We start from the raw sequence: 15,006 nt of genomic DNA on the forward strand, positions 1-15,006 counted from the left end.
GGTATTGACTCGACCTGTTCGATGAACTGCGCATCGCGCAGTTCATCGACCCTGGGTCCAGCGCTTGCGCTGGTCCGGGTCCAGGGGCGGATAGCCCCTGGTCGGGTCCGGGGTGAAACCCCGGCGCTGCGCCGTGGGTTCGTCCTGCTCAGTTGCCGTCGTTCGAGCAGGCCAGGAACTGCATGCCGCAGCCGTTCGACGAGTTGTCGAGCAGGCAGTTCTCGCAGTCGGACGCGGGGACCTGGCTCGACATGCAGGCTTCGCCGCACACGGACGCGCAGGCGCCGAGACACTTGCAGTCGGTGAAGGCCTCGTAGAGCGGGACGGACTCGGGGCAGAGCTCGGGCGGCATATCGTCGAGCAGGAACTGCTTGCACGACGCGCACGTCGATGCGCCGCCCGATCCTCCCTCGCCGCCGGCGCCGGCCACGCCGCCGGCTCCGCCGCTGCCGAAGCCGCCGACGCCGGGGGCGCCGCCGACGCCCTGGGCGACCGAGGGCCCGGGCGGGAAGGGGCCTGGCTCGGGGACGCAGGTCGCGAAGGTCGAGCTGTCCTCGGTCACGTCGTAACAGCAGGTGTCACCTTCGAATGAGCCCTCGCTGTTCACCTCGGTGATGCTGCTCGAGCAGAAATCACCCTGGAAGAAGTCGAGCGCATCGCCTTGCGCGGGACAGGCGCCTTCGAGCTCGGTCCAGTAGAAGCAGGCGCGATCGGTCCCGCATCCGGAGCTCGACACCGTGAGGAGCAAGCCGGTCGCGAGCGCGAGCGAGAGGAGGGGAAGCGGCAGCGAAGAGAAAGAAAAGAAGCGCGGGTGTCGCATGCCGTTCAGCGTGCCGCCTCGCGATCGAAAATTCAATCAGGCGCGTGAGATCGGCGCCGTCGAGATCGCGCGCCGTTCCCTCGTGCGTGGGAGGTCAGCGCGGCGCGGCGGGCCGGTCCTCGGGCGGCGAGGCGAAGAAGCGGAGCAAGCGCTCGGCGAGCACCTCGGGCGCGGTCCAGTGCATCATGTGGCCGGCGTCGGGCAGGTCGACGTGCAGCGTGCTCGGGATGCACGCGAGCCGTTCGGCCTCATCGGGCAGACGCAGGCCGTTCACGCCGCCGCTCATGTAGAGCGTGGGCGCCGTGATGCGGCGGAGGAAGCATTTGAACGACTCGAGGTGGAACGGCACCGGCGCCGTCGTGCGGTGCATGGAATCGTAGGCCCAGGACAAACGGCCCGAGTGGGTGCGCGTGAGCAGGCGCGCGCGGCTCTCGAGGATCCCGCGCGGGACCTGCGGGTGCCTGCGCGCGAGGCGATCGAGGGCCTCTTCGAAGGAGCCGACGGGGCGCGGGGTGCGATCGAGCGAGCGCATGTCGTCGAGCCAGGTGCGCATGCGATCGACGGCGCTGCTCGGCTCGGAGGCGGGCGCGCCGAGGCCTTCGAGCAGGACGAGCTGATCGACGCGCTGGGGCCGCGCGCCGGCGAAGAGCGCGGCGATCGTGCCGCCCATCGAGTGACCCACGAGCGCGAGGCGCTTCGGCGCGAGGATGTCGAGCAGCGACGAGAGGTCACTGACGTAGTCGGGGAAGTGGTAGTAGCCGCCTGCGCCGACGGAGTCGCTCTCGCCGAACCCGCGAAGATCGGGCGCGAGGACGTCGTGGCCGGCGCGCGCGAGGGGCTCGGCCACGAGATCCCACGTGGCGCCCGAGTCCAGGTATCCGTGGAGGAGCAGGACCGTCAGGCCGCTCGGACGGGCGCTGGCGGGCTGAAAACGGTGAATGTAGAGGCGGATTCCATTGACGAAGACGAGGCCCGACCCGCTCTGCACCTTGCCACCCTTAGCAGGGATGCCGCGGCGCGGATAGTTCTGCTAGCGTCCCGCGCCGGTAGGAGCACTGCCCGGACGAGCCGGGCTCTGCCTCGAACCTCAGCAGACGTTGGGGACTCCGCCCGGACGAGCCGGGCTCTGCCCCCAAAACCCCCCGGAGGCCGGTCGATGGCTGCAGAAGGCGGCAATGGCAAAGGCGCAGCGGGGCCGAGCGGGCCGCGGACGTACCCCGACTTCTCGGCGCCCACCGTGGACAAGGTGATGGTCGAGGAGCGCGCGGCGGCCCTCGGCAAGCGCAGCATCAAGAAGGAAGCGAAGGTCGCGGGGCTCTTGCTCTCCATCGCGATGATGGATCTCACGACCCTCGAAGGGAAGGACTCCCCGGGCAAGGTCACGCAGCTCTGCCAGAAGGCGATGCGCCCCCACGCCTCGCCCGAGGTGCCTCCGTGCGCCGCGATCTGCGTGTACCCGAAGCTCGTGCCCGTGGCCAAGCACGCGCTCGCCGGATCGAGCGTGAAGGTCGCGAGCGTGGCGACGGCGTTCCCGAGCGGGCTCTCGGCGCTCGACGTGAAGCTCGACGACGTGCGGCGCGCGGTCGCCTGGGGCGCCGACGAGATCGACATGGTGATCGATCGCGGCGCGCTGCTCGCGGGGGAGAAGACGCGCATCTTCGACGAGATCGCGGCGACGAAAGAGGCGTGCGGATCTGCGCACCTCAAGGTGATCCTGGAGACGGGAGAGCTCGGCACGTACGACCTCGTGCGCGAGGCGAGCCAGATCGCGATGCTCGCGGGCGCGGACTTCATCAAGACGTCGACGGGCAAGGTCACGCCGGCGGCGACGCCCGCGGTGACGCTCGTGATGCTGGAGGCGATCCGCGACTTCTTCTACGCGACGGGCAAGCGCATCGGCATGAAGCCCGCGGGCGGGATTCGCACGGCCAAGCAGGCGCTCCATTACCTGGTGCTCGTGAAGGAGACGCTCGGGGACGCCTGGCTCACGCCGGATCTCTTCCGCCTCGGCGCATCCACGCTGCTCAACGACGTGCTCATGCAGCTCGAGACGCAGCGCACGGGCGCCTACCAGTCAGGCGATTACTTCAGCAAGGACTGAGGAGACACGATGACCGCCAAGGAAACGATCGCCTCTGCGACGAACGGCGAGACCCACGCGGCCCCGTCGTCGCCTGCGCAGCGAGCTGCGCTCGAGTTCGGCAAGGCGTGGACCTACGCGCCCGCGCCCGAGGCCGCCGATCACGTGCGGATCGATCCGCGTTACGAGCTCTTCATCGGCGGCAAATGGGTCGCGCCGTCGTCGGGCAAGTACTTCGACACCGTGAGCCCCTCGACCGAGCAGAAGCTCTCCGAGGTCGCCGAGGCCAACGAGCGCGACGTCGATCTCGCCGTGAAGGCCGCGCGGAATGGCTACGAAAAATACTGGTCGAAGCTCTCCGGGATCGAGCGCGGCAAGTACATCTACCGCATCGCGCGGGTGATCCAGGAGAAGGCGCGCGAGCTCGCCATCGTGGAGACGATGGACGGCGGCAAGCCCATCAAGGAGTCGCGCGACGTCGATCTGCCGCTCGTGGCGGCGCACTTCTTCTATTACGCGGGCTGGGCCGACAAGCTCGCGTACGCGTTCCCGGGTCGCTCGCCGCGCCCGCTCGGCGTGGCGGGGCAGGTGATCCCCTGGAACTTCCCGCTGCTCATGGCCGCGTGGAAGCTCGCGCCCGCGCTCGCCGCGGGCAACACGTGCGTGCTCAAGCCCGCGGAGACGACGCCGCTCACGGCGCTCTTGCTCGCGAAGATCATCGAGGAGTGTGATCTGCCGCCGGGCGTCGTGAACATCGTGACGGGCGCGGGCGCGACGGGCGCCGCGGTCGTCGCGCATCCGGACGTGGACAAGGTCGCGTTCACGGGATCGACGGACGTGGGCAAGCGGATCCAGAAGGCCCTGTCCGGCACGAAGAAGAAGCTCACGCTCGAGCTCGGCGGCAAAGCGGCGAACATCGTGTTCGCGGACGCGCCGCTCGATCAGGCGGTCGAAGGGATCATCTCGGGCATCTACTTCAACCAGGGGCACGTCTGCTGCGCGGGCTCGCGCCTGCTCGTGGAGGAAGGCGCGTTCGAGCCGCTCCTGCAGAAGCTCCGCGATCGCATGCAGACGCTGCGCGTGGGGGATCCGCTCGACAAGAACACCGACGTCGGCGCGATCAACTCGAAGATGCAGCTCGACAAGATCCGCGAGCTCGTCGAGGCGGGTGAGCGCGAAGGCGCCGAGCGGTTCTCGACGCCGTGCGAGCTGCCGACACGTGGTTACTGGTTCGCGCCGACGCTCTTCACGGGCGTGTCGCAGTCGCACCGCATCGCGCGCGAGGAGATCTTCGGGCCGGTGCTCGCGGTGATGACCTTCCGCACGCCCGAGGAGGCGATCGAGAAGGCGAACAACACGATGTACGGCCTCAGCGCCGGCGTCTGGACGGACAAGGGCTCGAAGAGCTTCTGGGTCTCGCAGCGCCTGCGCGCCGGGGTCGTCTGGGCGAACACGTACAACAAGTTCGATCCGAGCTCTCCGTTCGGCGGTTACAAGGAGAGCGGCTTCGGCCGCGAGGGCGGCCGGCAAGGGCTCTTGCCGTATCTCGAGGTGGACTGATGGCGCGCGCGAAGGACAAGGACACGGCGGGGGCGCCTGCCCGCACGGACGAGCGCGAGAATGGGTTCGTCCCGCCCGCCCGTTTGTCGGTACGCAAGGCGTACAAAATGCTGGTCGGCGGGCAGTTCGTTCGATCGGAGTCGGGCAGGTACATCCAGGTGGCGGATCCGATGAGCCTCGGTGGAACGAAAGAGAACGTGCCGTGGGCGTCCCGCAAGGACGTGCGCGACGCGGTCGTCGTGGCGCGCGGCGCGTGGGAGGGCTGGTCCGGCCGGACCGCGTACAACCGCGGGCAGATCCTCTACCGGCTCGCCGAGATGCTCGAAGCGCGGCAAGGCGAGCTCGCGCGCTCTCTCGAGCGCGGCGGGCTCGAAGCATCACGCGCGGCGACGGAGACGGCGGTCGCGATCGATCGCGTGGTCTCGTACGCGGGCTGGGCGGACAAGTACCAGAGCTTGTTCTCGAGCCTGAATCCCGTTGCCGGGCCGCACTTCAACTTCACCGTGCCCGAGTCGATGGGTGTGGTCGGCGTCGTGGCGCCGGCGCGTCCGGCGCTCCTCGGGCTGCTCGGCGCGGTCCTGCCGATCATCACGGCGGGCAACACGGCCATCGTGCTCGCGAGCGAGGAGGATCCGCGCACGGCGCTCGTGCTCGGCGAGGCGCTCGCGACGAGTGATCTGCCGGGCGGCGTGATCAACGTGCTCACGGGCCGCGCGGCCGAGCTGCTCCCGCACCTCGCGAAGCACATGGAGGTGGCGGCGCTCGATCTGCACGGCGTGACGCCGGAGCTCGCGCGCAAGGCGGAGGAGGCGGCCATCGTGAACGTGAAGCGCGTGCGGACGCGATCGATCGACGAGGCGGCCTGGTTCGACGCGGACGGCGCGACGAGCCCGCGCTGGATCGAGCGGTTCGTCGAGATGAAGACGATCTGGCACCCCTCCGGGGCGTGAGCGCAACTTCCACCCACCGGCATCCCCACCTGCGCTGCGCCGACGCGAGCCGAAGGTTTCCGCGTGCGCGGCGTGTCTTGCGTGCATGCGAGACATGCGGGGCCATGTGCGCGGGGGGGCTTGCGCCGGCGCAAGACACCCCGCGCACTCGTGACGACCCCTCTTGAACGGGCGCAAGAGCATTCGAACACACCGTTTCGGCGTGCTCGCGCCCGCGCAAGCGCCTCCGTGACATGTGTTTGGAGTGTCTTGCATCGGCGCAAGGCACCCCAAACAGTCGCGAGTGCACGGCTTGCGCGGGTGCAAGGGACGTCGCGACGCACGAGGGGTCGATTTGCGTGCGTGCAAGACACGCCTTGCAGAAGGCGTGGGGTTTTGCGTCGTGGATGGAGCCAGGGATCGCGTCTTTGATCTCTCCCGTCCCGAGTTCCAGCCCCTCATCGACTTCCTCCGCCGCCTCTGAAGCGCTACACCCCGCCCGTGCGCGCCCTCTTCTTCGGCACCCCCGCCATCTCCGTCCCCGCGCTCGACGCGCTCCACGCGATCGCCGAGATCCCGCTCGTCGTCTGCCAGCCCGATCGCCCTGCCGGTCGCGGCCTCGAGCTCCGCGCGCCGCCCGTGAAGCAGCGTGCCCTGGAGCTCGGCCTGCGCGTCGAGCAACCGCTCAAGGTCAAAACACCGGACTTCGCCCGCCTCATCGCGGAGACGAACGCCGACGTCGCGCTCGTCATCGCGTACGGCCGCATCTTGCCGAAGGCCGTGCTCGAAGCGCCTCGCCGCGGCTGCATGAACCTCCACGCCTCCATCCTGCCCAAGTACCGCGGCGCCGCTCCGATCACGTGGGCGATCGTGAACGGCGAGCGCGAGACGGGCGTCTGCCTCATGCAGATGGACGAGGGCATGGACACGGGCCCGGTCTTCTCCACGCACCGGATCCCGATCGGGGAGGACATGACCGCCGACGAGCTCTACGTCGAACTCGGCGATCTCGCGGCGCGTGTCGTGCGCGAGGATCTTTTCCGCGCGGTATCCGGAGACCTCGTCGCGCGGGAACAGGATCACGCGGCGGCGACGATGGCGCCGATGCTCGAGAAGGAGCACGGCCGCATCGATTGGTCGAAGCCTGCGCGCGCGGTGCACGATCACGTCCGCGGCATGACCTCGTGGCCCGGCGCGTTCACGACGTGCGCAGGCAAAGGGCTGAAGGTGCTCGCAACGAAGGTGGCCACCGAGCAAGGTGTGCGCGGCGCGCCCGGCGAGATCACCGCCGCGGACAAATGGGGCGCGGAGATCGCGTGTGGCGCGGGCTCGATCACGCTCGTGCGCGGGCAACTCGAAGGACGGAAGCCTCTGTCCGCGCAGGAGCTCGTCGCCGGTCGTGCCCTCGCGAAGGGCATGACCCTCGGCGCCTAGCCGGCGCGCTTCTTCCGCTTCTTCTTCGCCGGCTTCGGCTTCGCGTCGCCGCCGTCGTCTTTCGTTCCGTCGCCGCCGCTCGGCGCCTTCGTCGCATCCGAGAGCTTCCCGGGATCGGCGCAGCAGCGAAAGCCCGTCTCGTAGAACGTGAACGACGGCTCGTGTGCGTCGTTCGTCCCGCGGCAGCCCGTCCACGGCTTCGCCCAGAACCCGCCCATCAGCGCGCCGGGGAATTTGCGTCCGGGCCGCGTCGCCACCCACTCCTCGACGTTGCCCATCATGTCGTAGATGCCGAACGGCGAGACACAACTGAGGTACGAGCCGCTCGTCGACCCTTGCCAGAGCTTCGCGAGCTCCTTCTTTTCGTCCTCGCCTCCGGCCGCGAGCGCCCGCGCGTCGAACGGTCGCCACCCCTTGTCGCTGTTGCATTGCGTCCGGTTCACCTGCCAGCCGTACGCGAGCGGCCTGCGCTCGCCGCCCTCGCAGGCGAGCTCCCACTCCTGCTCGGTGCAGACGCGTTTTCCGCGCTCGCCGCACCAGCGCTCGGCCATCCGGAACGACTGCATCACGAGCGGGCGCGCGCCGCGCCGGTTTGGCGCCTCGAACTGATCCATGCAGACACGGACGTCCGTCCGCGGCCCTTCCTCCCCCGTCAGGCCCTCGAAATAAGCGAAGCAATGCGTCGTCTTCGTGTCCTTGCGGGGATCGGTGCAGAGGTGCTGGACCTCGTCGGCGTGCGTGCCCGTGACGAGGCGCATGTCGCTCGGGCACTCGGGGTTCGGGCCTGGATCGAGCGAAGGCGCTGCGGGGACGTGCAGCAGGAAGGCAGCGAGGGACAACGTCGCGAGGACCGGATCGAGCAAGCGGCGGACTCCCGGGCGCATGGTACCCGCCCCGGACGGGGGCGCTAGCCGTGGCGGGCTCTTCAAAAGCTCGGAGAAGGCCCTACGGGACCCCTGTGGCTCCCGAGGGCGGATGAAATCTCCCGCAGAGGCCTGGCATGGCGCGTGCGTCGTGTCTACGTTGACCGCCGCCTCCGAGACCCCGCTCGGGCGTTGCTTGCTCCGCGGGGCTCGGGAGGACATCAAACCGATTGACGCTATTCGTGAGCTGGCCTCTGTAGGGTCCAGCAATTGCCGCCGATGCCGGTCGGAGCTGCTCCCGTCCCGGGTAGCTTCGCAGAGGAGATCGTCTCATGTCGGAAAAGAAAAACCCGCCGAGTCAGCCGCGTTCCGAGGAGGAGGTGGTCTTCGGCGATGAGCTCCCGGTCCTCCCCATCCGCAACGCCGTGCTGTTTCCGGGAGCGGTCGCGCCGTTCGACGTGGGCCGTGAGAAGAGCGTCGCCCTCGTCGAAGACGTCGACAACCTTCCCGGGCCGGTGATCGCGATCTTCGCGCAGAGGGATCCCTCGACGGACGATCCCGCGGCCGAGGATCTTTACCCGGTCGGTTGTGCGGCCCGCGTCCTCAAGGCGCTCAAGCACAGCTCCGGCAACTACTCGCTCATCCTCCAGGGCCTGACGCGGATCCGTCTCGAAGGCGTGGTCACGATGTCGCCGTACATGAAGGCGAAGATCCGTCGCATCGACGAGCCCGCGACGGAGGACGTCGAGGCCGAAGCGCTCGCGATGAGCCTGCGCGACATCGCCAAGCAGGTCATCCAGCTCATGCCCGAGCTGCCGCGCGAGGCGGGCTCGCTGATCGACTCGATCCAGGCGCCCGGCGCGCTCGCGGATCTGGTGGCGGCGAACCTCGACGCGCCCGTCGAGGACAAGGCGCAGCTCATCGAGACCGTCGACGTGAAGGAGCGCATCCGCAAGGTGCTGCGCCTGCTCACGCGCCAGCTCGAGATCCTCAAGATGCGCGAGCGCATCAACTCCCAGATCAAGGAGGAGATGGGCAAGAACCAGCGCGAGTACGTGCTCCGCCAGCAGCTCAAGGCGATCAAGGAGGAGCTCGGCGAGGACGACGGCGATCAGGGCGATCTCGACGGCCTCGAGGATCGCATCGCGAAGGCGAACCTGCCCACGGAGGCGGAGACCGTCGCGAAGAAGCAGCTCAAGCGCCTGCGCACGATGCAGGTGGGCTCGGCCGAGTACACCGTGGTCCGGACGTACCTCGACTGGATCCTCGACATCCCGTGGACGCAGTCGACGACGGACAACCTCGACATCTCGGCGGTGCGCAAGGTCCTCGACGAGGATCACTACGGCCTCGAGAAGGTGAAGAAGCGCATCCTCGAGTACCTCGCGGTGCGCAAGCTGAAGCAGGACAAGAAGGGACCGATCCTCTGCCTGCTCGGGCCTCCTGGCGTCGGCAAGACCTCGCTCGGGCGCTCCATCGCGCGCGCGCTCGGTCGGAAGTTCCACCGCGTCTCGCTCGGCGGCGTGCACGACGAAGCGGCGATCCGCGGCCACCGGCGCACCTACGTCGGCGCGCTGCCCGGCCAGATCATCCAGGGCATGAAGAAGGCGGGGACCGTGAACCCGGTCTTCATGATGGATGAGGTCGACAAGATCGGGCACGACTTCCGCGGCGACCCGTCCGCGGCGTTGCTCGAGGTGCTCGACCCGGAGCAGAACAACACGTTCGCCGATCACTACCCCGAGATCCCGTACGACCTGTCGCACGTGATGTTCGTGGCCACGGCGAACACGGCCGACCCGATCCCGCCTCCGCTGCGTGATCGTATGGAGATCCTCGAGATCCCGGGCTACACGCGCCGCGAAAAACTCGCGATCGCGCGGCAGCACCTCCTGCCGAAGCAGCTCTCGGATCACGGCCTCACGCAGGAGCAGCTCGAGATCACCGATCGTGCGCTCGAAGAGATCATCGATCGGTACACGCGCGAGGCGGGCGTCCGCTCGCTCGAGCGCCAGATCGCGAGCGTCATCCGCGGCGTGGCGGTGAAGGTCGCCGAGGGCGAGACGCAGAAGCGTCGCGTCGACAACGAGGACGACCTGCACGAGTTCCTCGGCGCGCCGAAGTACACGAGCGAGGTCGCCGAGCGCACGGCGGACACGGGCGTGGCCACGGGCCTCGCGTGGACGAGCGTGGGCGGCGAGATCCTCTTCATCGAGGCGACGCGCATGTACGGCACCGGCAAGCTTCAGCTCACGGGGCAGCTCGGCGACGTCATGAAGGAGAGCGCGCAGGCGGCGCTGTCGTTCGTCCGGACGAATGCCTTGAAGTACGGCATCCCGAAGGACTTCCTCGACAAGAGCGATCTGCACATCCACATCCCCGCGGGCGCGATGCCGAAGGACGGGCCGAGCGCGGGCGTGACGATGTTCACCGCTCTCGTCTCGCTCCTGACGGGCCTCAAGGTCCGGCACGACGTCGCGATGACGGGCGAGATCACGCTGCGTGGTCGCGTCCTGCCGATCGGCGGCCTCAAGGAGAAGGTGCTCGCGGCGCACCGCGCGGGGATCAAGCGCATCATCGTCCCCGAGCGGAACCGCGCGGACCTCGAGGAGGTGCCGAAGGAGGTCGTCGACGAGCTGCAGTTCTTCTTCGTGAGCCGCATGGAGCAGGTGCTCGAAGCGGCCCTCGAGTCGATGCCGCAGCCGACGCCGGAGGGGACCGAAGAGGCCCGCGACGGCGAGAAGAAGGACGCCGAGAAGCAACCGACGGCCAGCAGCAACTGACGCAGGTTTGTCGGTACTGAACATCGGGGGCGGTGCTCCGCGCATCGCCCCCGATGTCTTTTTGTGGCGCCGATCCCCTCGCTCGCCCGACGTTCGCGGAGCGGGAGACCCGCGGCGGACAAAAATGTTAATGTGGCGGGCGGATGAAGCCCTGTCCCAGCTGTCAGTGGATGCTCAAGGACACGGACTCGGTCTGCAACATGTGCGGAGCGTCCGTGGGGGGTGGAGCAGGCGCACCGGCGCCGCCTCCGATGGGTGGAGCGGGGGCCTATGCGCCTCCGGGGCCCCCAGGGATGGGCGGCGGCTACCCCGCGCCTCCGCCGAAGATCAACCCAGGCGGGATGGCGCCTCCGCCGCCCGTCACGCCCGGGGCCTATCCGCCGCCGCCCATGGCCGGAGGCGGGATGCCAGCCGCGAGCGCGTTCTCGTCAGCCGACGCGGACGACAGTCCCATGCGCTCGCCCTGGGCGCGCGAGGCGCCGAAGCCCGCGCCGCAGCAGCCGATGGGCGCGCCGCCCGGGATGCCCGCGGCTCCGGGCTTCGGAGCGCCGCCCGCGCCCGGCGGGATGCAGCCCGGGATGCAGCCCGGCGGGATGCCGTTCGGTGGGGCGCCGCTCGGTGGGGCGCCGCTCGGTGGGGCGCCGCTCGGCGCGCCGCCCATGGGGCAGCCGCCCATGGGGCAGCCGCAGGTGCCCGTCGCGCCTTCGTTCGGACAACCTCCGCCGATGGGGCAGCCCGCGCCGACGTTCGGCAACCCGGGCCTCGGCGCACCGCCGATGGCAGTGCCGCAGATGGCCGCACCTCCGATGGCGGCGCCGCAGATGGCCGCGCCTCCGATGGCGGTGCCGCAGATGGCGGTGCCGCAGATGGGCCCGCCGCCGATGATGCAGCAGGGCGGCGTGGGCGCGATGCCCGCGGCGCCGCCGCGCCTGACGGGGCCAGGTCAGCTCGGTGGGCTTGCGCCGCCGCCGATGGTCGCGCCGCCGCCGATGATGACGCCGGGCGGACTCGGGGGAGGCGGGATGGGGCAGCCGCCGATGGTCGCGCCGCCGATGGTCTCGCCGGGCTCGCTGTCGGGTCCTGCGGCCGCCGCTCCGCCCGTGGTGACGCCGGCGGGGCAACGCGTGCTCGTCGGTTTCCTCGTGACGTTCCAGAACGATCCGGGCGGGAGCTTCTGGCCGATCCACAGCGGCCGGACGCAGCTCGGCCGGAGCGGCGGGGACAGCGGCGTGGACATCGCGGTCTCGGATGGCAGCACGTCGTCGCGCCACGCCACGATCCACGCGGATCCCGCGACGGGTCAGGCGTTCGTCGAGGACGACAACTCGCGCAACGGGACCTTCCTGAACGAGCAGAAGCTCGTGCCCGGCGATCGCCGCCAGCTCCGCGACAACGATCGGCTACGCCTCGGCAGCACGACGTTCGTGGTCAAACTGCTCGTGTCCTGAAAAAACAAGCGAACCGCGCGCGTGGGGCGAACGTGCACCACGCGCGCGGTGTTGCGTCTCAGGGCGTGCCGCCCGAACCGCCGGCACCGCCCGCGCCGCCTGCGCCACCGCCGCCCGCATCAGGCATCGTGCACGCACCGGCGTCGACGTCGGCGCGGCACTTCTTCACGCCGTCCGTATCCAGCACGCAAACAGAGCCGGAGCTGCAATCGTCGTGGAAGATGCAGGTCTTGCACTCGCCACAGGCGTTGTTGCAGATGAGGCCGCAGTCCACGTCGCCCTCGCCGTCGTCGTGCGTCCCGTTCTTGCAGTTCGGGTTCGGTTGGCACACGAGGTCCCCGGGCTCGTTTTTGGCGCAGTTCCGAGAAGCACAGTCAGCGTTGATCGCGCAGTACTTGGTGTCCGCGCAGCCCTTGCCGCAGATCACGCCGCAGTCCACGTCGGTCTCGTCCGGGTCCTTCTGCGCGTTGGTGCACGTGGAGGACGCGCCCGGGACGCTGCATTCGAAGTACTCGACGACCACCGGCGGCTCGCCGCTCAGCGGATATTTCTCGTCGGTCGGCATGGGGATCATCGACGGCGGGTACACCACGCGGAACCGCACGAAGCCGTTCACGCCCACCGCGCCTGCGCTGGACAAGATCTCCGCCCTCGGCATGAGCTGGTCGTAGTCCTGCTCGATCTGCTGGTCGCCGTCGCACTTCGCGAGCTGCAGGCGGTTGAAGCGATGCGTCTCGCCGTTCGGGCATTTCGTGTCGATGAGCTCGCGCTCCGTGATCGACGTGACGGAGAACGTGCCACCGCACGTCTGCAACTCGCTGGAGCAATCCACGGCGCCGGCGTCACCCGTGCCGCCGTCCGGGATGGGCGGGTTCGACTCGATGGAGATCGCAAACGCCCCGTCGTTGCCGACCGCGCCAGCGCCGCACAACGTGGCGTCGGCGTTGATGATGGCGAACGAGGCCGTCTTGACGGGGAACTCCGCGATGTCGAGCGGCGGATCGAAGACGACCCTTCCGCCCGCCGCGCTGTCGAACACGCAGAGGTCGAGTTTGTCGCGCTTGAGGAACGTTCCATGGCGCGGCGAAGGCTGGGCCGGATCGTTCGGCGGGGTATCGGCGTTGACGACCACGCCACACCGGTCCGTCACCTCCTGGGCGAACTTGCGGTAGCAGTTGTTGGTATCGCCGAGCCAGCCGCAGAGGTCCTCGAGGTTGTCGGGGGGGCTGCAGGCGGCGAGGTAGGCGCCGATGGCGGTCGGGATGGCGGTGAGAGCAAAGGCGAGCCGGAAGCGCATGGATCGAGTTTACGTGAATGACACGCATCCGGACTACACCCGCGCGCGTCCTTCCCGTCTCGAGCCCCCTCCGCGGGAGGGCCGTGCGCTCAGAGCTCGGTGTACGGACCCGGGACGCCGTACACGTCGTCGGTGCCCGTGTACGCGAACATGCCCCAGCAAACGAGCTTGTGCTTGAGCGCGAAGGCGACCGACTCGGAGAGGCTCGTCTTCGGCGCGAGGACCGCGAGGTTCGACCGGCGCACCCCCCACCAGCCAGGGCCGTGATCGAGGAGCGATTCCTGCAGATCCCGCGTGGCCGCGAAGTGGTCGTCGAGGACCGCGAGGCGGAGGCGCACGAACTGCTGCGGCTCCCCCTCCTTCTTCTCGCCGGTGGGGAAGTCGAACCAGTAGAGGTTGTCACGCGCCTTCTTGGGCTCGATCTTGAGCCCCTGGGTCTCCAGGAAACGCGCGAAGTCCTCCGGCCCGAGCCGCTGCGTGATCGGGTGGGTGTCGAGCCCCTTGCAGACGTCATCCTTGATGACGAATCCGTTCAGCGAAACGCTGGGGTCCGCGTCGCCCTCCGGTGTCGTCAGGTGCTCATCCGGCGAGGGCAAATCGCTCGGATAGTCGATGCCAGCCTCGAGACCGACGCAGCCGAAGCCGCCGAGCGCGAGGGCGAGGGATAGAAGGACACTACGTTCTGCGAGATACGTCACGGTGCACTCCCCAGGCGCCGCGCGAGCGACGCCGGATCCTGGCATCATCTTGTCCGAAGCCGGCCCGATGATTCAACGGTCTCGGCGAGAAGGCCAAACTCATGAGCGATCATTTGGCCCCGCGACCAGGGTATCCTAAGTTAACCGTGATGAGGCCCGTCGACCTCTCTGCCCCCAAGCTCCGCTCTGTTCGCCGTCTGGCCGTCGTGCTGGGCGCGCTGACCCTGCCCATCGTCTCGCTCGGCTGCGGTGGCTCGCCCACGGCGCCCCAGCGAGACGACGTGTTCTACCTGCACGGCAGCGGGGTCATCGACAAGAACCAGAGCTACGAAGTCTACTTCCCGAAGCTGAACGCCGACGAAAACGAGCGCCTCCCGCGCCGCGTGGGCGTCGGCGTGCTCGACGGTGACGTGCGCCTCGCACGCCCGATCGACTGGTACGTGCGCGACGCGGACTACTCCCCCGGTCAACGCTTCATCTCGTACCAGTCGCCGCGCCAGTTCCTCTTCTCGATCTACGAACGGATCGATCACCCCGAGGACACCTGGCCCGACGTGATGAAGCGCTACGAGCGCGACTGCGAGGAGCAAGGCGCGCAGATCCTCGCAGGCCGAATGCCCGTGGCAACGGCGAACGCGCAAGCACGAAGCTACATCGTGAAGACGCGTGTCCCCGCCAAACCGGCGTATCACTCGTACGCGCACGAAATTCTGATCCGCAGCGGCAATCGCCTCCTGCTCGTGCAGGTCGTTCACGGCGAGAACATCGAGTCGGTCGCCGACGAGATGGCGACAGCGCTGCGAAGCATGCTCGTGTACTGAGCGATTTCCTTCCTCACATCAGGATGGGTCTCTTCGGGGGGCCGCCGCGCCGGGGCGCTGCCCCGGGCCCCGCGGGGGCTATCCGCCCCTCGACCCGGACCAGGGCAAGCCCTGGACTCGTGATGGAAGAACTGCGCTCCGCGCAGTTCTTCCAACGGGCCAGTTGAACCGTGTTGCCAGTCGAAAGGGCAGCTCGGCTGTCTTGGTTGGCAGCGTCCTCGCCGGTCTTGCCCTGGCCTGTTCGATGAACTGCGCATCGCGCAGTTCATCGAC

The 15,006-nt window shown here is 68.9% G+C and carries 12 protein-coding genes; 7 read left to right on the plus strand and 5 right to left on the minus strand.

Annotated elements, in window-relative coordinates; translation table 11 throughout:
* Window positions 1-148 precede the first annotated feature (148 nt).
* A complete protein-coding gene (locus QHF83_RS20380; RefSeq protein WP_282419547.1) occupies window positions 149-820 on the minus strand; it encodes a hypothetical protein in 672 nt (223 codons plus the stop codon).
* 94 nt (window positions 821-914) lie between these two features.
* A complete protein-coding gene (locus QHF83_RS20385; protein ID WP_282419548.1) occupies window positions 915-1,808 on the minus strand; it encodes an alpha/beta hydrolase in 894 nt (297 codons plus the stop codon).
* Between the two features lie 261 nt (window positions 1,809-2,069).
* Here QHF83_RS20385 and deoC point away from each other — a divergent pair, with 261 nt between their 5' ends.
* The 4 genes from deoC to fmt all read left to right on the plus strand — a co-directional run bounded on the left by deoC (window position 2,070) and on the right by fmt (window position 6,823).
* Window positions 2,070-2,921 carry a deoxyribose-phosphate aldolase gene (gene deoC, locus QHF83_RS20390; RefSeq protein WP_348980452.1) on the plus strand — a complete coding sequence of 284 codons (852 nt, stop codon included), beginning with the start codon at window positions 2,070-2,072 and terminating at the stop codon, window positions 2,919-2,921.
* A 9-nt stretch (window positions 2,922-2,930) separates the two neighbouring features.
* Window positions 2,931-4,460 (plus strand): aldehyde dehydrogenase family protein, encoded by a 1,530-nt coding sequence (locus QHF83_RS20395; protein WP_282419550.1) that lies wholly within the window; start codon window positions 2,931-2,933, stop codon window positions 4,458-4,460.
* Complete coding sequence (locus QHF83_RS20400) at window positions 4,460-5,410, plus strand: aldehyde dehydrogenase family protein (protein WP_282419551.1); 951 nt, start codon at window positions 4,460-4,462, stop codon at window positions 5,408-5,410. The genes QHF83_RS20395 and QHF83_RS20400 overlap by 1 nt, the downstream gene beginning before the upstream one ends.
* Before the next feature lie 480 nt (window positions 5,411-5,890).
* The gene (gene fmt, locus QHF83_RS20405; RefSeq protein WP_282419552.1) at window positions 5,891-6,823 is read left to right on the plus strand and encodes a methionyl-tRNA formyltransferase; all 933 of its coding nucleotides are present in this window, start codon (window positions 5,891-5,893) and stop codon (window positions 6,821-6,823) included.
* Here the strand turns inward: fmt and QHF83_RS20410 are convergent.
* Complete coding sequence (locus tag QHF83_RS20410) at window positions 6,820-7,707, minus strand: SUMF1/EgtB/PvdO family nonheme iron enzyme (RefSeq protein ID WP_282419553.1); 888 nt, start codon at window positions 7,705-7,707, stop codon at window positions 6,820-6,822. The two genes, fmt and QHF83_RS20410, sit on opposite strands and share 4 nt — an antisense overlap.
* A 311-nt stretch (window positions 7,708-8,018) precedes the next feature.
* Between QHF83_RS20410 and lon the strand changes: the two genes are divergently transcribed.
* Entirely contained in the window at window positions 8,019-10,469 is a 2,451-nt protein-coding gene (lon, locus tag QHF83_RS20415; RefSeq protein WP_282419554.1) for an endopeptidase La, read from the plus strand.
* 143 nt (window positions 10,470-10,612) lie between these two features.
* A complete protein-coding gene (locus QHF83_RS20420) occupies window positions 10,613-11,917 on the plus strand; it encodes an FHA domain-containing protein (RefSeq protein ID WP_282419555.1) in 1,305 nt (434 codons plus the stop codon).
* Window positions 11,918-11,975: 58 nt separating this feature from the next.
* On the opposite strand, the gene QHF83_RS20425 is transcribed toward QHF83_RS20420, so the two are convergent.
* Window positions 11,976-13,214: a hypothetical protein gene (locus QHF83_RS20425; protein ID WP_282419556.1), complete on the minus strand. Its 1,239-nt coding sequence runs from the start codon at window positions 13,212-13,214 to the stop codon at window positions 11,976-11,978.
* 89 nt (window positions 13,215-13,303) lie between these two features.
* Entirely contained in the window at window positions 13,304-13,912 is a 609-nt protein-coding gene (locus QHF83_RS20430) for a hypothetical protein (RefSeq protein WP_282419557.1), read from the minus strand.
* Window positions 13,913-14,061: 149 nt separating this feature from the next.
* On the opposite strand from QHF83_RS20430, the gene QHF83_RS20435 reads away from it, so the two are divergent.
* A complete protein-coding gene (locus QHF83_RS20435; protein ID WP_282419558.1) occupies window positions 14,062-14,733 on the plus strand; it encodes a hypothetical protein in 672 nt (223 codons plus the stop codon).
* The last annotated feature ends 273 nt before the right edge of the window (window positions 14,734-15,006 follow it).

The organism is Polyangium sp. 15x6, assembly GCF_029960785.1.
Lineage (GTDB): Bacteria > Myxococcota_A > Polyangia > Polyangiales > Polyangiaceae > Polyangium.

Bases quoted from the DNA above. Each gene is read 5' to 3' on its own strand.
- QHF83_RS20380 (WP_282419547.1), bottom strand. From the start codon at position 820: ATGCGACACCCGCGCTTCTTTTCTTTCTCTTCGCTGCCGCTTCCCCTC.
- deoC (WP_348980452.1), top strand. From the start codon at position 2,070: ATGGTCGAGGAGCGCGCGGCGGCCCTCGGCAAGCGCAGCATCAAGAAG.
- QHF83_RS20395 (WP_282419550.1), top strand. From the start codon at position 2,931: ATGACCGCCAAGGAAACGATCGCCTCTGCGACGAACGGCGAGACCCAC.
- QHF83_RS20400 (WP_282419551.1), top strand. From the start codon at position 4,460: ATGGCGCGCGCGAAGGACAAGGACACGGCGGGGGCGCCTGCCCGCACG.
- QHF83_RS20410 (WP_282419553.1), bottom strand. From the start codon at position 7,707: ATGCGCCCGGGAGTCCGCCGCTTGCTCGATCCGGTCCTCGCGACGTTG.
- lon (WP_282419554.1), top strand. From the start codon at position 8,019: ATGTCGGAAAAGAAAAACCCGCCGAGTCAGCCGCGTTCCGAGGAGGAG.
- QHF83_RS20420 (WP_282419555.1), top strand. From the start codon at position 10,613: ATGAAGCCCTGTCCCAGCTGTCAGTGGATGCTCAAGGACACGGACTCG.
- QHF83_RS20425 (WP_282419556.1), bottom strand. From the start codon at position 13,214: ATGCGCTTCCGGCTCGCCTTTGCTCTCACCGCCATCCCGACCGCCATC.
- QHF83_RS20435 (WP_282419558.1), top strand. From the start codon at position 14,062: ATGAGGCCCGTCGACCTCTCTGCCCCCAAGCTCCGCTCTGTTCGCCGT.